General features: G+C 58.7%; 12 protein-coding genes and 4 pseudogenes. 11 read left to right on the top strand and 5 right to left on the bottom strand.

Going from position 1 to position 18,438, the window contains the following annotated elements; genetic code table 11:
- Nucleotides 1-100 precede the first annotated feature (100 nt).
- The 8 genes from ACNJX9_RS34780 (at nucleotide 101) to ACNJX9_RS34745 (ending at nucleotide 9,470) form a co-directional block, all read left to right on the top strand.
- On the top strand, nucleotides 101-886 hold the full coding sequence (locus ACNJX9_RS34780; RefSeq protein ID WP_439406559.1) for an ABC transporter permease: 786 nt from the start codon (nucleotides 101-103) through the stop codon (nucleotides 884-886).
- 11 nt (nucleotides 887-897) lie between these two features.
- A complete protein-coding gene (locus ACNJX9_RS34775) occupies nucleotides 898-1,710 on the top strand; it encodes an ABC transporter permease (protein ID WP_439406558.1) in 813 nt (270 codons plus the stop codon).
- 153 nt (nucleotides 1,711-1,863) lie between these two features.
- On the top strand, nucleotides 1,864-2,964 hold the full coding sequence (locus ACNJX9_RS34770) for an ABC transporter ATP-binding protein (RefSeq protein WP_439406556.1): 1,101 nt from the start codon (nucleotides 1,864-1,866) through the stop codon (nucleotides 2,962-2,964).
- 573 nt (nucleotides 2,965-3,537) lie between these two features.
- On the top strand, nucleotides 3,538-4,221 hold the full coding sequence (locus ACNJX9_RS34765; protein WP_439406555.1) for a transporter substrate-binding domain-containing protein: 684 nt from the start codon (nucleotides 3,538-3,540) through the stop codon (nucleotides 4,219-4,221).
- Between the two features lie 580 nt (nucleotides 4,222-4,801).
- Nucleotides 4,802-5,782, top strand: a complete 981-nt coding sequence (locus ACNJX9_RS34760) for an NAD(P)-binding domain-containing protein (protein ID WP_439406553.1) — start codon at nucleotides 4,802-4,804, stop codon at nucleotides 5,780-5,782.
- An 80-nt stretch (nucleotides 5,783-5,862) separates the two neighbouring features.
- Nucleotides 5,863-6,813, top strand: coding sequence for a LysR family transcriptional regulator (locus ACNJX9_RS34755; RefSeq protein WP_439406551.1), 951 nt, complete (start codon nucleotides 5,863-5,865; stop codon nucleotides 6,811-6,813).
- Between the two features lie 1,196 nt (nucleotides 6,814-8,009).
- On the top strand, nucleotides 8,010-8,978 hold the full coding sequence (locus ACNJX9_RS34750; protein ID WP_439406550.1) for a hypothetical protein: 969 nt from the start codon (nucleotides 8,010-8,012) through the stop codon (nucleotides 8,976-8,978).
- A 318-nt stretch (nucleotides 8,979-9,296) separates the two neighbouring features.
- Nucleotides 9,297-9,470, top strand: coding sequence for a hypothetical protein (locus ACNJX9_RS34745; protein WP_439406549.1), 174 nt, complete (start codon nucleotides 9,297-9,299; stop codon nucleotides 9,468-9,470).
- Nucleotides 9,471-9,475: 5 nt separating this feature from the next.
- On the opposite strand, the pseudogene ACNJX9_RS34740 reads toward ACNJX9_RS34745, so the two are convergent.
- Both ACNJX9_RS34740 and istB read right to left on the bottom strand, forming a co-directional pair.
- Nucleotides 9,476-10,129: pseudogene (locus tag ACNJX9_RS34740) on the bottom strand (IS110 family transposase); the annotation flags it as partial.
- A gap of 264 nt (nucleotides 10,130-10,393) precedes the next feature.
- A complete protein-coding gene (istB, locus tag ACNJX9_RS34735; RefSeq protein ID WP_439406548.1) occupies nucleotides 10,394-11,134 on the bottom strand; it encodes an IS21-like element helper ATPase IstB in 741 nt (246 codons plus the stop codon).
- Between the two features lie 307 nt (nucleotides 11,135-11,441).
- Here istB and ACNJX9_RS34730 point away from each other — a divergent pair, with 307 nt between their 5' ends.
- Together ACNJX9_RS34730 and ACNJX9_RS34725 are read left to right on the top strand one after the other, a co-directional pair.
- Complete coding sequence (locus ACNJX9_RS34730; RefSeq protein ID WP_439406547.1) at nucleotides 11,442-11,915, top strand: helix-turn-helix domain-containing protein; 474 nt, start codon at nucleotides 11,442-11,444, stop codon at nucleotides 11,913-11,915.
- Nucleotides 11,916-12,182: 267 nt separating this feature from the next.
- Complete coding sequence (locus tag ACNJX9_RS34725) at nucleotides 12,183-14,249, top strand: recombinase family protein (RefSeq protein ID WP_439406546.1); 2,067 nt, start codon at nucleotides 12,183-12,185, stop codon at nucleotides 14,247-14,249.
- Here the strand turns inward: ACNJX9_RS34725 and istA are convergent.
- Nucleotides 14,235-15,003 (bottom strand): annotated as a pseudogene (istA, locus tag ACNJX9_RS34720) (IS21 family transposase); the annotation flags it as partial. The gene ACNJX9_RS34725 and the pseudogene istA overlap by 15 nt on opposite strands.
- Nucleotides 15,004-15,205: 202 nt before the next feature.
- Nucleotides 15,206-15,313, bottom strand: a pseudogene (locus ACNJX9_RS34715) (integrase core domain-containing protein); the annotation flags it as partial.
- 77 nt (nucleotides 15,314-15,390) lie between these two features.
- On the opposite strand from ACNJX9_RS34715, the pseudogene ACNJX9_RS34710 reads away from it, so the two are divergent.
- A pseudogene (locus ACNJX9_RS34710) lies at nucleotides 15,391-15,780 on the top strand (IS110 family transposase); the annotation flags it as partial.
- A gap of 708 nt (nucleotides 15,781-16,488) precedes the next feature.
- Here the strand turns inward: ACNJX9_RS34710 and ACNJX9_RS34705 are convergent.
- Nucleotides 16,489-18,018, bottom strand: a complete 1,530-nt coding sequence (locus ACNJX9_RS34705) for a porin (RefSeq protein WP_439406544.1) — start codon at nucleotides 18,016-18,018, stop codon at nucleotides 16,489-16,491.
- Nucleotides 18,019-18,438 lie beyond the last annotated feature (420 nt).

The following is an 18,438-nucleotide window of genomic DNA, read 5'->3' as shown; positions in this document are numbered from 1 at the left end:
TCGACCCTGGGCGGGTCTCTGCCCGTTTCGAATATACTTCCTATCAAAACCAGGGACACTTATGAGTCGGATTGGTGGCATTCGAGCGCAGGCTATATTTATGTCGCCGGCGGCATTGATCTCGGCTGGGATAGTGCTGCCGCCTCTCGTGTACGTCATTTATACCAGCGTCCATGGGGCATCATTATCGTTGACTGCTTACGGCGACGTTTTGACGAGCAGTTTGTTCCGGCACACGTTTGGTACTACGCTCGCTATTGCTGGCTCAGCGTCTCTTTTGAGCGTGCTTCTTGGATTCGTCGTGGCGCTGCACCTTGCTCGTCAACACCCGCGGCGAAGGGCGGTTTTGATGGTGCTCGTGCTTCTTCCGCTCTGGACTAGTGTCTTGGTTAAATGCTTCGCGTTCACCATCATCTTGGGGCGCGACGGGGTCATCAACAATTTCCTCAGTTGGATCTTGGATACGAAAGTCCAATTGCCGCTGGTTCTCAATCGAATCGGCCTGCTCGTAGGCATGACTAACTTCCTAATTCCTCTCGTCGTCTTGCCAGTTCTCGCAAGCCTGCTCGCTATCGATGGCGCCATCTATCGCGCAGCGTCTATCATGGGAGCAAAACCCGCCCGCATATTCTGGACGGTCACCGTTCCCATGAGTCTGCCCGGCGTAGTCGCTGGTCTGTTGAGCATCTTCGTTATGTCTCTCGGCGCCTTTATCGTCCCAGCGTTGCTAGGCGGGCCGCAGGACCAAATGCTGTCGAACCTAGTCGATTTTTACAACCGCGAGATATTGGACTGGCCCAAGGCATCGGCAATCGGCGTTGTCCTGCTCGGCCTGGTGTTCATGTTCGCAATTCCCCTGGCGCTATGGCGCCGGCGTAAGATCTAGGGAGAAGGGCTGTGTCCGAACTCATTCGTGACCCGCATTCGCGTCGCTACCGTGCAGCGGGCACCGGACTCGCAGTGGCAGTCTATCTTTTTCTGTGGGCGCCGATCATGGTTGCAGTGCCGATGGCGTTTGGCACAAAGAATGCGCTGAGCTTTCCGCCAACGAGCTACTCACTTGACCTGTTCAGAATTTTCTTCACTTCGTCCGATTGGCTGGGGCCGCTTTCCGTCAGCCTTAAGATCGCCGTAGCCTCCACCGCGGTTTCACTGCTTGCCGGTGTACCCGCAGGCTATTGGATCGCGCGCCATGAATTCCTCGGGAAGAGCCTGATTACCGGCGTGATCATGAGCCCGATCGTCATTCCCCACGTTGTCATAGCCCTTGGTCTTTTTCTCTATTTTTCGTTGATAAAGATCAGTGGAACAGCGATTTCCATTGTTCTCGGTCATGTCATGTTCAACTTGGCTTATGTTGTTGTCATGATCGTGGCGGGCGTGAACAAACTTGATCGCAACCTTGAGTTTGGCGCCGAATTGATGGGGGCTGGTCCGATCCGGATGTTTATTACGGTCGTGGTGCCACAGCTCGTGCCCTCGCTCGTGAGCGCTGCATTGTTCGCCTTTCTGCTGTCCTTCGACGAGGTCATCGTTTCTTGGTTCTTGGCCAGTCCGGGCATGGTGACCCTTCCCGTTAAAATGTACAGCGCCATCCAATGGGAGGTGTCGCCGGTTATCGCAGCCGTTTCTACCATGCTGACGGCGCTTTCCCTTTTAGTTTCAATCGTCGCGATCGCATTGAAAAAATCGGGACCAATCGACGCATGATCGTTTGAGCAAATAGCGCAGTTCCGCCTGATGGCTCACATCAGGAAAGACCAAGCTTTGAAGAGAGACAGCCACATGACGGGCCAGATAGTGTCTGCGGCACGGCCGAACTCCGTGCTTAACCTATACCGTTCCCGCAACGGAGTTAGATTGATGCGTGAAGGCATCGTTGATGAAGTTCACACCGCTCACGCGATTTCGCTCAAGAGCATATCGAAGACCTATGGTCTGATGACCGTCCTGCATCCGACCGATCTCAACGTCCGGAAAGGTGAATTCCTCACCCTGCTTGGTCCCTCAGGCTCCGGCAAGACTACGCTACTCAACCTAATCGCAGGTGCGACCGCCCCAACCACGGGCAGCATACTACTTGACGGACGTGACATTACCGCGATGCCTCCGCGCGAGAGGGGGATTGGCATGGTCTTCCAGAATTATGCCTTGATGCCGCACATGACCGTATTCGAAAACGTCGCTTATCCGTTGCGTGCACGCCGCCAGCCCGCCAAGGCGATCCAGGCCAAGGTAACCGAGGCGCTCGAACGTGTAGGGCTGCGCGGCTTTGAAGATCGAAAGCCGCGCCAACTATCCGGGGGCCAGCAGCAGCGCGTTGGTATTGCACGCTGCATCGTCTATTCGCCCGCGATCATCATGATGGATGAGCCGCTGGGGGCACTGGACAAGAACCTGCGCGAGCAGATGCAGGGGGAGATCAAACGTCTTCACAAGGATTTGGGAACGACATTCATCTACGTTACCCACGATCAGGAAGAGGCGCTGAACATGTCGGACCGCATCTGCCTTTTGAACTTGGGCGAAATCGCCCAATTGGGGTCACCGGATGAATTGTACTTCCGGCCGCGCAATCGTTTCGTAGCGGAGTTTGTCGGCGAATCGAACCTGATCAGCGGACGGAGCAACGCTGAAGGAAAACTCGTCATCGCAGGAAACCATTTGCTTGCCATTCCTGGGGGCGCCCGGAATGAAGGGGCGGAACTGCTCGTGATGATCCGACCCGAGAAAGTACGCATCTGCGGCATCAATAATGCCGTCGCAAGCAGTGATAATGTCCTGAACGGCGAGGTGACAAGCGTCTCTTTCATTGGTGGCATGACCCGTCTGGCTATCAAGACCGAGAACGGTCTAAGCATCACGGCCAAGATGATTTCCGGCCAAGCTGCTTCCAGACCAGAGCTTGGGGCCCAGGTGCGGCTTTGCTGGTCACCAACGGATATGGTGGCTCTCGAGGGATGAAGACCGTTGCTCTGTCGAACACTGTTTGGCGGCCTCACTGATTTGTGCGCGAAGGTGCCAGCGGCATGGCTCGGGGTCGAAGAATGCGATCAGATCGCGGCGCTTTCAGCGCAAAAGCTCCATCGGGTGGGCAACCGTCATTCGACCAGATAGCCGCTGGTTGATCGTCGCGCTCGGCTCCTGCGACGGCCGCGGATGTCTCTGCCGAGAGTTGTTGCCCAGTGGCTGGCTAAAAGTGTTTCAAGGGAGACCATTGTCATGAGCGTCGATCGCGATGAAAAGGTCACGCCGCCGACGCCAAAATTCAGCGCGGGACGCTCTCCTGTGTAAATCCGCCGGCTCTCTGGTTCCGTAAGATGCTGGAGGAAGCACAGCGCTGACGGTGCGCCATTTGCGGGACTTCGACCGCGAACAGCTACAGCGGATGTTGAGCACTATCCGAATAGACCCAGCAGGCTAGAAGACCTATTCCGAGCTGGTATCGCTGCTTCCGAAATTGGTATTGGCCTGTCCGAAGGCGATTAGCTCACAACTGCAGCAATTGATCGATTGGGCGATGAAGGGGAAGATAGTGTGAGCTGGAGAACAAAGCCGTTCCTGGTCCTGCTGCTCACATTGATCGGTCATTCGCTTCCGGCGCGTGCAGGCACTGCGGATCCGCTCCTTGCATCAATCCGCAAAGCCGGTCAGGCGAAGGTGGCGCTCGGCTCGGCTCCCCCTTACATTGCCGTATCGCCGGATGGGAAGGCAACAGGTTACGTTATCGAGGTGATAGATCTGGCGCTCAAGGGCATGGGCCTACCAGCGCTTGCGCCCGTACTCACCGCGTGGGACGCACAGATCCCTGGGCTGCAGGCCCACCAATTCGATTTTTCGGGAGCCAACGTGATCACTGAGGCGCGCTGCAAGGCGGTGTTGTTTACGGCGCCCTTTTATGCAATGCGTGACGCGCTTTATGTGCTGCCGGGCAATCCGAAGCATTTGACTGGCTTCTCGGAGCTTGCGCGCAGCCCCGAGATCAAACTTGCGGTGGTTAGGGGGTCAAGCCAGGAAGCCTACGCTCTGAAGAAAGGGCTGACGCCCGAGCGACTCGTGCTTGTCACTGACATTCAGGCTGGTGCCGCAACGGTCATCGGCCATCGGGCGGACGCATTTGCGGTCGGTCAGTTCACTATCGTTGCTCCGGAGCAGAAAGGCCTTGAGGTAGTCGTGGACGAACAGGCCCCCCCTGCATGGGTGGGGTGCGGTATTTCGTAAGGAAGATGTGCTTTTCCGAAACGCATTCAGCGAGCAGATCAACCTGTTGCGCAGTAATGGGACGTTGCAGCGGCTGTATGCGGTGAAGTACGGGATCTCCAACTGGGATGCGCTTGCAAAGCTCACTAAACCTAGCGACACCGAGCCAAGCTGTGAATAGGACGGCAACTGCCGTCACGGCTGCGACAACCGGCATGAATGCCTCTTCAAGATTGTCTGAGGGATCTTTTGTGTGCCGGCGCACTCTGCCCAGTGCGTTTGCGAATCGGCCGTTCCTTGTATTCGATACCCTCTCCATGCAGCCGAGAGCAGTGCGCCTCAAAGGGCGATCAGTCAGCTCTTCGAGAGTCACGAGCGCCAAACCGGCGATGCGCACAGTGCCTGAATCTCAAGCTCGGACAGCTCATGCCCGTCAGCGAGGCTCGAATGTCGTTACACCGCGTCGAACGGTTGGGAACGGCACGACCAATTCCATCGGCGGCTGTGCCCGATGCCTTTCGTCTACAGATCCGCCCCAATCATCGCGAGCTATTCTATACTCACCTCCAGCCGCCGCCCCACGATCATAATGAGCTTAACCATGGCCTCAAGAACTCCACTTTATTTGAGCGCAGCCGCTGTCAAGGCGTGCCTTCCCGCTGTCGAGGTCTACGAAGTCGTAACCCAGACGCTTCGCGACTTGACAACAGGTGGGGTGGTCAAGGGCCCGAAAACCGGCTTCGGGGTGGACGTTAACGGTGAACACCTCCACATGGGGAGCGTCTGCGGCTACGTGCGCTCTGGCCCTGTGGCAGGCATCAAATGGTTCACAGTCTCGAGCAAGAACCCGTCCCGGAACTTGCCACGCTGCCCCACGCCCATCTTGGTGTGTGATGGGCAAACGGGTTTGCTCGATGGTGTGCTGGACGGCACACAGCTGACGTCAGACCGAACCGCCGCGATGGCTATCGTGGCTGCCTCGGCATGCAGCAAGCGTCCTCTGCGCCAAGCTGCCGTGGTCGGCGCCGGAGCCGTCGGTCACGCCCTAGTGAAATTCCTGGCCACGATAGAGACGGTGGATCGTATCGCCGTAGCCTCACAGAGAGAGACAAGCGCACGGCATGCCTGCGACGCTGGAGCGGCGTCACCTCGGCGTGAGGTGAGGTTCCTCGCTACCTCGGACGTTCAACGAGCGGTGCATGACGCGGATGTCGTCTTCACGGCTACCGGCCTTTCCAAAGATAGCGATCTGGTTCGCGCGGCTTGGCTTAAACAGGATGCGATTGTTTGCTCCCTCGGGTCATGCCGAGAAGTCGATCTCGAGCTCATCTCGCAGGCCTGGATCGTCGTCGACGACCCTGACGGCGTGAAGCTGCGGCGCAGCGATTTTCGTGAGGGCGGCGCAGGCTACGATCGTATCGCAGGAGATACCGGCAGCGTGCTGTCGGGCCAGCTTCATCTTCCCCAAGAACTTACCAGAATTCATCTTATCCTTGTAGGGCTCGGGGTCCTTGACGTTGCGTTGGGCGCTCGTGCGATCCAAAACGCAAGGCTTATGGGCCTTGGCGTTCCGCTCGAGTGAGTCCTGAAGCGTTAGCACTCGAGCAGCTCGGACTGAACCTCATACTGCTGGCCCCGTGAGTCGGGGCGACGGGCGCCGCGTTGGACATCAGACACTTCCGTTATTTTGTGGCAGTTGCGGAAGCCCTCAGCTTCGCGAGGGCCGCTCGCGCCCTGCACATGAGCCAGCCGCCTCTTTCGAAGCGGATTGCCGACTTGGAGCAAGAGCTGGGGGTGAGACTGTTTAATCGTACCAGCAAAAGGGTGGAATTGACCACAGCCGGCGAAGTGCTCCTGCCGCAAGCGCGCGAAGCTGTCCGAGCATTTGACGCGGCTCTGCGCGTCGCGCGATCTCTATCGCCGACCCAATCACGCCGCCTTCGGATCGCGCTTCCTCCCGAAACGTCACGAAGCGTGCTGTTGGAGATCGTAAGCCGTCTACAGGAGCAGGTTGAAGTTCAATTGGTTGAGGCTACCACAGCAGAGCAACAACGTCTCCTAGCGGCTGGAGAGACAGATATCGCTGTTCTTCGCCACCCGTTCGAAAAACGGGGGCTTCGGGTATCAGCGCCGCTTGGGCAGCCGCTTGGCATCGTGGTTGCGGCTGAGCATCCACTTACAAAGCTAGATAAGCTGCATCTTTCCGACCTAACTCCCTATGCGCTAGTGCTGTTTCAACGTCACCTAGCGCCAGGCCTTTACAACGAATTGCTAGATCTGTGCCGCGCGGGAGGTTACGTTCCGAGACGTATTCTCCACTGCGCGAGGATGACTCAGGCATTGCTCAGCACAGAGTCTGCAGTGACACTCGTGCCAGAGCGTCTTCTTAGGCGACGCGGGGAAGCCGGATCGAAGGAATTTATCTGGCGACCACTGGAAGGCTCGCCGATCCACTGGTGGACATCGGTCGTCTGCCGATCGGATGAGTGCGTTGGATTAACGCGTGTAGCTGTCGATGTGATTTTTGCTTCGTTGCAGCAACACGAAGGGTGGGTTCCTATGCCGCGTCCAGTTTCAGCTCGAGTCGGTGAGACCGAGTTCACGCCCGATTAAGGCGATGGAGTGAGCAAAGTGGTGCGCGTCGAGGTAGCAAGCGCGTTGATCTCCTATTTCACGTCGTCGATCGATTGGTGACCTTCAGCCTTGCGCAACGAAGCAGGCGAGCAGCCTGATACAATTGCGTTATCAACGAGCTTTGCAACCGCGTGTTCGGCTTGCGGTAAGCGTGCGCCAAGAAGAAGCGATGTTCCGTTTTGGCAACGTTCTTTTTGGACATCACGCGCAATTATTTTCGTGGCCTGCCACGAGCTTTGTTCTATCGGCGTGGGTCGGAAGATTTGAGACCGGCAATCGGCGACGTTTCAAGGCGGGCTTTTCTGGCTGGACATCCACGCCGAGGTCAGGGCCTCTATAGGTAGGTCGAAGCGAACAATTCCGATCCGATATTGCCTTCTCCAAAATTGGTATTGGTCCCACATAGGCGGTTCGTTCAGAATTCATAAATTCATAATTTCATGAATGTGGGAGAGGAGACAAATGTGCGTGTTCCAACACCAAAATCCCGCTGCTGACACGCTATTCGCCTCTGCCGTTTGCATCAGTCAAGAGCAGTCTCTTCGCTGCTCGGCTCGCTATTACAGCTGCAGAACGTCGCGGTACCTCTAAGATGGTCGTAGAGAAAAATGCACGCCCCCTAGTTTCGGCAAGGCTCAAGGAGTTGCCGCCGGGAGGGGGGCGCCTGAGTGTTCTTGGACCGCGTCACGAGTCGCGAAGCTGGGCCGACCAATGTTCAAGACGTGTACGAAATCAGTCGAGGATCTCTTGGCGCCTCAACGGCTCGCAGGTGTAGCTTTGACGAGCTCGGAGGTCTCAGGAGAGGAACGTCGCCGTGGGACGCCGGGCATTCTGTGCAGATCGTTTGCGAGCTGAAATTAACATGAGAGCGCTTGTCAAAGCAGGAGTGTTGCGCATGCGCAAAGGCGCAATAGCAATCTGCTGAAGAGCGGATGGCTACGAATGGTGCGGGGAATGCAATTATTTCGGCGATCCTAAGCTTACGGCATCTTCCAATAATCTCCACACAAGCGAACTGAATTACCTGGTGAATGCGGAGCGCGGGGTGAGGACCTGCAGCGAGGGGGGCGAAACGGATGGACTGCGCTACTTGGCCCGATCTAAGGAGTGATCTTGCCTCCACAAGACGAGAAGCCGCGGTGTTCTTGGGCAACCTAGATGAGGTCTATCGGGCCATGGGCCGGCAGAACTGGGCCGCAACATGGACAAAGATTGGAAATGATCACTGCCTTCTTGGTGACGTGCATATCAATAAAGGCTCCTTCGATGAAGCCGCCGAGGCTTGTCTTTGCGCGCTAACCGCCTTCGAAGTTGCCAGACGGCTGGTTGATGAAGACGATCCGCAGAACAAAGCTCTCTCGACCAAAATCGACGCCGAAATTCACAAGTTCGGATCATCTCTGCAGCAGAAAATAGAATGCGCACGAATCGCGTGCTGTGACCAAATCGAATTTCGAGCATACCACGTACCCGCCGCTAGCCCCGACACATGTGCCCCGGCAGTCATTTGCATCAGTAGGGAAGACGAGACGGGAGCAGCGCTGCTCGGACGGCTCTTGCCCGCAGTGATTGGTCGAGGCATGTCGATTCTCGTCATCGCGCACGACGATGTTTCCAATCACCCATGCGGCCACTCGAACTTGTTGTCGTGCTGTTTGGACTACTTGTCGATCCGGCACGGCGGTGATGCAAGTAGAATTGGCATTTATGGTGAGGGCTTGTCGGCGGTCTTCGCAACCGACTTCGCTGCATCTGATCGCCGTGTTACTGCAGCGGTTTGCGACGGCGGGCTTTGGAATTGGGCCCGCGCTCTAGCATCTGTTCGATGGCTGACGAAGAATATCGATGGACTGGACAGCAACTTATTAACAGCGCGTCGATCGAGATACGTACGGCAGTTGCGATGCCCGGTTCTTGTGGTCGCCGGTGGGCGCGGTATCGTCAGTGTGTCGGAAGCGATTAAACTAAAAGCTGAGTGCATGGCGCCGCTCCTTGACCTGGAGCTGACTATCGCGCGCACGAGCCAGACCCCTATAGGAGAGATCGAAGATTTCGTTTCTTCCGATGATCGTATCTTCGGATGGCTTCAGCATAAACTCGCAAAACTCGAGCTGCATAGCAATTGTTGGCCAAGACAGAAGTGAACCTTCGACACTTTGATGTTAACGAGCTTCCGGCCCGGCTGATGCAGACATTTCAAAAGGGGCTCAGACGCAAACAAAACGGAAATGGGTTAGGTTGGTCGATTTGGGATTCAGCTTACTCGATCCACCATGCTGACTGGGGCGGAGGCCAGCATAGATGGGCAAGCCGTATTCTTTGGATCTGCGCAACCATGTCGTGCCCCCGATCGAGGCGGGATATCCGCAATCAGGCAGCCAAGCAGTTCGGGGGCGCGATCAGCACCGCAATTGATTGGATGAAGAGGGGGCGTTGAGGCCGGCACCGTTGCTCCGGGCCAGATGGACGGTCACAAGCCGCAGGCGGTTTCGGGAGACCACGCGGTCTGGCTGTCACCATGGATGAAGGACGGCGATTTCACCGTACGCGGGCTCGTTGCCGAGCTTGCCGGACGCGGGCTGAAGGTCGACTATTACTCGGTGCGAGACTTCGTGCATGCCAAGAGGCTCAGCTAACAAAGCTGCCACCCGCCAGGATCCGGCACGAGCGCCTTGATGGTCGCCGCTGTGATGGCGCCGACGCCAGGGATCGTGGTCAACCGACGCATATCCTCGTCATGCTTGGCCTCCACGACGATTGCGCGCTCGAGCCTGTCGATCTGGTCGGCTGAAGCTTCAATTTCATCGGCAACAGCCCTCAGGGCGAAGCGCGCTGCTGCGGGCAGGCGGGCATCTGTTTCGTCCCGCACGATCGCGACCAGCGCCTCAACCTTTGCCAGGCCGGCGGTGGCGATGATGCCCAATTCGGCCAGATGCGCGCGCAGGGCGTTGACCGCCTGCGTTCGCTGCCGCACCAAAAGGGCGCGGGTCTTCAGCACCATCGCGGCAGCCTGCTGCTCGGCCGTCTTGATCAGGACGAAGCGCATGGTCTTTCGGGTCACCGGTTCGCTGATGGCCTCTGCGTCCGCCGCATCCGTTTTGCCTCGCTTGACGAAGGGTTTGACATAAGCCGGCGGAATGAGACGCACCTCATGACTGAGAGCTGCGATCTCGCGCGCCCAATAGTGGGCGCTACCGCACGCTTCCATCCCCACCAGGCATGGTGGCAGTTTCTCGAAGAAGCGCAGAACCTCGCTGTGCCGCAACTTCCTGTTGAACACGGGCGATCCCTCCGCTGCGGATTCCAATGATCGCGCGCAGGTATTCCAATCTGATGCCGCGCAGCGTTCCAATCTGATCGCGCGCAGGTGAAGCGCCCGATCGTTAAGGTAATTGGCATCATCGTTAGCCCATGGTCAAGCGGCTGCCGAGGAGATCACGTCACGTGTTTGGTGTCGCTCGACGGAGCGAAGCTGACCGGACGCGCACCCCCAACAGTGCCGTAGCGGCCGGTCAGCTTCGCGGGCTGCAGCCTCGGTCTTCATCGGTCGATCACGTAATCAAGGCCGAGGAAGAACGGGCGAGCGACGCATGGAGTCACCGTTCAGTTCGAGCCTGTGAGCGTTGTGAAGCAGGCGATCAAGTATGGCATCAGCGTAAGTTGGGTCGTTTATGAGCTCATGCCATTTGGCAATTGGGAGCTGGCTGGTGACGAGTGTTGATCGACGGCCGTAGCGGTCTTCAAGGATTTCGAGCAGATAATGACGGGCATTGGCGTCGATAGCCTGGAGGCCCCAATCGTCCAAAATCAGGAGCTCGATGGCGGCGATGCTCTTCATCCGCGAAGTGAGTCGGCCATCGCCCCGGGCAAGGTCCAGCTCTTCGAACAACCGCGGCAGCCGGGTGTAAAGTACAGAGTGGTTGTCCCGGCAGGCCTTGTGACCAAGCGCACAACCAAGCCAGCTTTTCCCGACGCCGGTTGGCCCGACAATGGCACAATTCTCATGGTTTTTGATCCAGTCTCCCTTGAGCAGCATGTCGAACAAGCGGCGATCGAGCCCACGGGAGGCGCGGTAGTCGATATCCTCGGGCACGGCATGATGACGCAGCTTTGCCTTACGAAGACGAAGCGCCAGGCGCCGGTTGTTACGCCAGGTCGCTTCATGATCCAGCAGCAACGCCAGCCATTCGGCGTGAGCGAGACCATGGACCTCCTCGTTGTCTGCGAGGCTCGTGAAGGCATCGGCCATGCCGGTAAGGCCGAGCTCGGTAAGCAAGCGGAGTGTGGGGTGTGTCAGCATTTTCTTCCCTTTTGGTGGTAATAGTCCGAGCCTCTGATGTTGGTGTGTATGATCGGCTCGTGCTCGGGGGACGCAGGCGTTGCAACGCGATCCTGTGCGAGGCGCTGGAGCAGCTTACGCGGCAGTTCCGAGCCACCGATGCGTAAAGGTAATTACGCCCCTTGTGTAAAGAGAATCATGCCGCGATGCAGTCGAGCCACGGTATTAACTTACGGGTTTGAGGCCACATTCGCTGCATATGGCGCTGCAACGGCAATTGACATCCTGCATATTGAGGCGTGTTTTTGTTTACGTACCGGAGCAGCGCATGGCGAAGGCAAAAACGCGGGATCCGAAGAGCGAGATGCTAGCACGAGACGGCGTCCTCAACCCCAATCCCGGCGCCGTTCGCGACGTTGTGTTCACCGGCAATCCGTTTTTCGATGCCAAGGATCTGGTCCAGGTGCGCTACGAGATGGTGCGGCGCCATCAGATCGATGGCATCGCCATCAGCGAGGCCGCCGCGGCGTTCGGCGTTACCCGGCCCACCTTCTACAAAGCTCAGAGCGCATTAAAGACAGGTGGGCTCGCCGCTCTGCTGCCGAGCCGGCGAGGCCCCAAAGCCGGCCACAAGGTGTCTGGCGAGGTCATTGCCTTCGCAACCGAACTCAAGATAGCAAAGCCCGAGCTGACGACATCTCAGTGCCTCGAAGCAATCGAGTCACGCTTCGGCATCAAGGTGCACCGGCGCAGCCTCGAGCGGGCGCTGGCGCGCAAAAAAAAACGAATCCATCCAGCCTGATTGTGGCGCCAGCGCGGGCGGCGGCCTACGAGAAGCTGCGCACCGCGGCCCTGTCGGGCGAGCCCGTCGCAACTCCTGGTCTCGGCATTCTTCGCCGCCAAGGTTTGGCTGCGTGGATGCGGGCGGTGGGGCACGAAGCTCCTGCCGCAGCTGCTTGCCGCGACCCCGACCCCGCGCCTTCCGTCAAGCCCGATCTGTCCCCGCGGGCGAGCGACGTCACCCGTCTCATCGCCGGCATTCTTGTCTCCCTCGCTATGGAGCCCATGCATGCCTGAGCTCAAGGTCACGGCCGACCATCTCAAGCGTGATGCGTACCTGTATGTTCGCCAATCCACGTTACGGCAGGTCGCCGAACATGGCGAGAGCACGCAACGCCAATACGCGCTGCGTGATCGCGCAATTGTAGCGGGCTGGCCGATCGGTCGCATTCATGTGATCGATCGCGATCTCGGCAAGTCCGGATCGAGCACGACCGCGCGCGACGGCTTCCAACAGCTCGTGGGCGAGGTAGCGCTCGGCAAGGCCGGCATCGTCATGGGCCTGGAGGTCTCGCGATTGGCGCGCAACTCTGCAGACTGGCATCGCCTCATCGAGCTGTGCGCGTTGACTGCGACGCTCATTCTCGACGAAGACGGCATCTATGATCCGGCTTGCTTCAACGATCGTCTGCTGCTGGGTCTCAAAGGAACGATGAGCGAGGCCGAACTGCACATCCTCAAGGCGCGCATGCGTGGTGGTCAGCTCAATAAGGCCAGGCGCGGCGAGTTGGAGATGGGGCCGCCGGTTGGGCTGGTGTACCGGGCTGACGGTACGATCGGTCTCGATCCGGACGCTCAAGTCCAGAATGCCATCCGGCTGGTCTTCGAGACCTTTGAGCGCACCGGTAGCGCCATGCAGACAGTCCGCTTCTTCCAGGAGCAAGGCCTGCAGTTCCCACGCCGGCTGCGGACGGGTGCCAACAAAGGCGACCTCTTGTGGGCGTCACCGCAGCATTCACGCATCCTGCAGGTGTTGCACAATCCCCGCTACGCCGGGGCATTCGTCTATGGGCGCACGCGCACACGCCACCGCCCCGACGGTGGAAGCAGTGTCGTCAAGATTCCCCGAGCGGACTGGCAGTTCGTCATGCCGGGCATGCACCAAGGCTACATCGACTGGGAACGGTTCGAAGCCAATCAGCGACGCCTTACCGACAATGCCGGCGCATTCGGTAGCGAACGGCTGTCGGGGCCACCGCGCGAGGGACCGGCGTTACTGCAAGGGCGCGTGCTATGTGGCTTGTGCGGCGAACGCATGGGCGTGCATTACAGTCGCGAGCATGGCAGCACGGTTCCTACCTATGTCTGTCAGGAAAGCGCGGTACGCCGTGCCGGAAAGACCTGCCAAACGGTGCCCGGCAAGATCGTCGATCCAGCGATCGCCGCGCTGCTAATCGAGATGACGACGCCGATGGCGCTGGCCGTCACTCTGGAAGTCCAGCGCGAGCTGGAGACGCGGGCCCACGAGACAGATACCGCGCGTCGCCAGCACGTCGAACGACTGCGCTACGATGCCGAACTTGCCCGCCGACGCTACATGAAGGTAGACCCCGACAACCGTCTCGTCGCAGATACGCTTGAGGCCGAGTGGAATGACAAGCTGCGCCGTCATGCCGAAGCTGCTGAGGAATACGAACGCCGCAGCAAGCAGCAGGCTGCGACGCTTGGCGCCGAGGCCCGCCAACGTATTCTCGCTCTTGCCGAGCAGCTGCCGCAAATCTGGAACGACCCACGCGTCGACTCCCGTGAACGCAAACGAATCGTACGCTTGCTCATTGACGACGTGACGTTGATCAAGGCGGAGAAGATCACTGCCCATGTGCGTCTGTCCGGCGGGGCTACCCGCACGTTGGAGCTCGAACGACCGCTGCCAATTGCCCAGCTGCGCAAGTTCAAGCCGGAGCTTGTCGCGGCCGTCGACCGGTTGCTCGAACAGCATTGCGACCGTGAGATCGCCGAGATTTTTAACCGAGATGGATGGCACACCTGGGAAGGCAAGCCCTTCGACCTGAAGAAGGTCGCCTTCATTCGCGGTGCCTACAAATTGGCGAGCCGATACGATCGCTTGCGCCGACGTGCCATGCTCACAACCCGCGAGGTCGCCGCCAAGTTCGGCATCGCCAAAACCACCGTGCACGAGTGGGGTCGTCAGGGACTCATCAAAAAATGCTATGCAGACAGCCTGAACCGTGGCCTCTGGGAGATAACATCAGAAACGATTATCCTCAAAGGCCATGGCGGCCGCCGTTCCCGCAAACCACAGACAACGCCTATCACCGCACAACCACCAGGATGAGGTGCAGTATGAAGCAATCTCCTTATCTCTCGGGCGCCGCGGCCGTGCCGGCAAAATCGCCGTGCCGTAATGCTGTGCCATATCGCCATAGCTGCGGTTGACCATAGGGTCATAGAGGCAGGCCTTGATCACCGCGACCTTGGCGTTGTCGGGCACCAGGAGTTGCGTGGCGCCGCCAAAAAAGCTGTAGGCCGCGTTATGTCCCGCGATCCAGTCGCCGAGCTGCTCGGTCCACGTCGCCAGCGCGAACGACAAGCTGGATGCGCCCATGACCGCGACGAAGATGTGCGCGTCGCGCACCTCGCCAGTCTTGCGGTCAACCACCGGCACCATGTCGCCGGCATAGTCGACAAACAATTTCTCGCCCCCGCCGTGGTGCTGGCGCATCACCTTCCCAGTTGCGGAACAAGTCACAGAAACGGCTGTACCGGTACCCGTCCGGATGCTCCGCAATGTACTCGTCCCACAGCACCTGCAAGGTCACGTGCTTGCGCTTGAGCTCGCGGGCAATAACGGACCAGTCAGGCTCGGGCACCTTGCGCCGACCCCGCTTCACGCCCGGCACCCCGTACAACCGTTGCTCCAGCTCGGCGTCGCCTATCGCTTCCGGGACGGGCCACGCCAGACCCGCGCGCGCAAACCGCTTCAGCGTGTCACGCACCGTCGTCGGTCCGACGCCTAGACGCTCGCCAACCACGCGCGTCGAGAGCCCAGCCTCAAGGCTCAATCTCACAATCTCGCGCACCTGGCGCATGATAACCCTCCTCGTCGGCATCCAATTCTCCAAGCTGTTTCCAGCCGGAGAAATGACCAACGATCAGGCCTCACACCATCCGAAACTGCGCGCGATCAAGTCGGAATGCTGCGCGGAGAATGCTCGGGATGCTGCGCGCGATCATTTCGGAACCCCGCGGCCATCAACTGGGTACGGTGCGCGCGATGACCTCGGAATCGGCAGGTCGTGTGTCGTTGTAATCGGCGCGCCAGCATCCGAGCGCGACGCGGGCCTGGACCAGCGAGGTGAACAGCGTCTCGTTCAACAATTCATCCCGCAGCCGACCGTTGATGGGGAAGACGGCCCCGCTCCCTCGGAGCCGGCGCTATGCTGGCGACACCCGTAGCGCTAACAGGAGCAATCAACATGGAAGTTGCGACAGTTGGGTTGGATATTTCGAAGCACGTGTTTCACGGTCATGCGGTCGATGCTCAAGGACAAGTGACCGGTCGCCAACGCCTCCGGCGCGGCGAGATAGTCTCCTTCTTCTCCTCGCTGTCGCCCTGCCTGGTTGGCATAGAGGCTTGCGCGACCGCCCATTACTGGGCACGCGAGATTCAGCGGTTTGGGCATGACGTGAGATTAATTCCGCCAGCACATGTGAAGCCCTATGTGCGGCGAGGAGCAAAGAACGACGCCGCTGATGCGGCCGCAATCTGCGAAGCAGTTACTCGCCCCAATATGAGGTTTGTTCCCATCAAGAGCCTCGAGAACCAGGGCTTCTTGATGCTTCATCGTGCAAGAGGCCTGCTGGTCACTGGGATTGAACGCGGCCATAAGCTTCGATCGAAGGCGATCGGCCGCCTAAGCGAGATGATCGATCGAGCCGCCTGCTTGAACGGCTTGGTTCAGCTTGCGTCAAGCTTGACCGACTGCGCAGCTTTTTTGCTTCCGGTCTTGCAAGGTGCCGGGGCGCAATACCGGTCGAGTGCCGGGGGTTGTTGGATCTGAATGATCAGATGCTAGTGATCCATCACGAGACGACTAGTGACGATCGCTAGATCGCAGTCTTGGTGATCTTAGAGGAGATCCTCGTGGGGCCCCTCGCCAGGTAAGCGGAGCCAGCTGGCACCACCATAGGCGTCCTCGTAGGGCGTCGAGAAAGCGGCACCGATCGTACCCACCGGCAAGCTACCACCTCAGCTCCAGCTATTTTCCGACAGGCGTGGGGCGCGGACCGGTTTGTCTTCAGCGCGCACAATGGCGGCTATTCGAGTAGGAGTGACCGCCGCTTTTGCTGTGGGGAGGTGTTTTTTCGACGCGGATTAAATCCTTTTGCGACGCTTGCGCTTCTGCGCCGCTCTTCTGGTCTGCGAGACCACCTAAGTTCATGTCGGGGCTCGAAGCGCAACTTGAGGTAGTCCAGGTCTTCAACAGAGGCCTCACAGGCATATGGCGACAAGCAAAAACCTCCGGCGGTTGGACGCCGGAGGTCTCGTCAGGAAAAGTTCCTCAGACCGCAGTTTACCAGTTGCGCTGAGCGCGGAACAGGAACGAGACGGTGCCCTGATCCTTGAGCTCGTAGACAGCCGGCGGCTTGGCCGCGCCCGTCGAACCCGGGAAGTTCACCGCTCCCGCGTATTTCTGGTCGAGCTGCGAATAGTTAACTTCGCCCGAGAAAGTTAGGTTCTTGACCGGACTCCAGGCCGTCTTAGTGCCGATCACCCAGAAGTTGAAGTCCGGGTTGCAAGTCGAACCGGCCGTCAACAGTGCCGCCATGGCGGCGCTGCCGCAGATGTAACCCTTGGCCGTGCCGTTGTAGCGGACCGCAGCCCACGCACCATAGACCGAGGTGTTCCATTTCGGATCCCAATTGTGGGTGTAGCCACCGTTCATTCCGTAGGTCGTGGTCAGCTCCATGCCGGAGCCAGAAACAAAGACGGCGTCAGATACGCCAGCGAATCCGATGCTCCCATAAGCACCGGCGAGGCCAGTACCGCCGAACATCGAATAGCTCGTCGATGCCAAATCCTGGAAGTTATAGCGGCTTGCGCCATTCGTGTAGACGCCCTGCAGGTTGATGGTGTCGCCCGGCCCGGTCGGGATATTCTTGATCGACAACGCCAACTGTCCAGCCCAACCCCATTTGTCTGCCGGATAACCAGAGGTTTCGTATTGGCCGTAGTAGCCGGCGTGGTTGTCATGTGCCGCGAACGATGCCTGGAAAAGCCCCCAAGACTGGTCGACCCGGACCATGGCGACCAGATCCGGCGCCCTGTTGCCGCCGAAGTCGTTGGCGCCGTAAGCGCCGCCCGCGATGCCCGCGGATGTAATGGCGCTAACGTTCCAAAGGTTGCTCTGATAGTACTGGATCGGGTCCTGCGCTGACGCCGAGAACGTGACGCCCTGACCGAAGTCGAACGTGTAGCTCAACTGGTTGACACCAGTAACCGAGCCGCCACCGCCCGGCAGCTGATCGAAGTTGTTCGCCGGATAGTTGGTCCAGGGCACGGAGAATTGCGAGACCGCCTTACCAATCGTGAACCCGGCGAACTGGATGAAGGCGTAGTAGACGCCGAGCGCACCCGCCGCGATGTTGCCATCGGCCTGCGCCCCCGGCGCACCAGCGGTCGCGTAAGCCGTTGCACCGCCAGTGAGGCCCGTGCCGGCGCCACTGTAACCTTTACTCGACCAAGTGAACGTAAGATCGGCAAATGTGCGGAGCACGCCGTATTCGGTTGCGGTCCGGGTGTCGATGTTGAGATCCTCGCGAGCGCGGGTGTAGAAATAATCGCTCAGGCGATTGTTCGCGGCGTTTGCGCCACTGTAGTAGCCGCCGAAGTCCGTGGCATGACCAGGAATATCCATGCGCACATATCCGCCCAGCTTCAGGCAGGTATCAGTACCCGGAATGTAATAGAAGCCGGCTCCATAAAGGGAGCAAATCTTGACGTACTCGACGGCCTTCGCCTTCAAAGGAAGATCGGCCGCCTGCACCCCGGCTCCGACAAACATTGCCGCAGAACCCAGGATAAGACTCTTCGTCAGTTTCATTGATGAACCTCCAAGTTGGAACGTCTGCTCCGTCTTTCAACAGATCCGCCGCTACTAGCGCTCGCCCCACGGGCGGGTGCTTGACGGAACGACTCGAGGCGCCCCCTCGCTGTCCACCGAGCTATAATTAGACAAATCAACTTCTTCAAATAATTAAGAATTACAATTACTATTTAGGCGGTCGGCGTTGTTTCTTGGCAACACTCGCGCGGTTCGCGCCCAAGTATGCAAATAAGAAAGCCCCCGGGGGGCATCCCGGAGGCTTTGATTTGGAGATTAACATGACCGCTGGGTTCGAAAATTTTAGCAGTCGGGAATTGTAATATCTCAGATCAATTGTTTATGTCAATTGTTTTTTTCATACCAACTGCGCTGCGGGAAGCCTAGTTCGGATGGCCAGACATGGAATACTTGTTTTCG

The organism is Bradyrhizobium sp. BLXBL-03, from assembly GCF_051853015.1.
GTDB lineage: Bacteria > Pseudomonadota > Alphaproteobacteria > Rhizobiales > Xanthobacteraceae > Bradyrhizobium > Bradyrhizobium manausense.
Note: the sequence above shows the minus strand (reverse complement) of the source record. Positions and strands in the feature narration are given on the sequence as shown.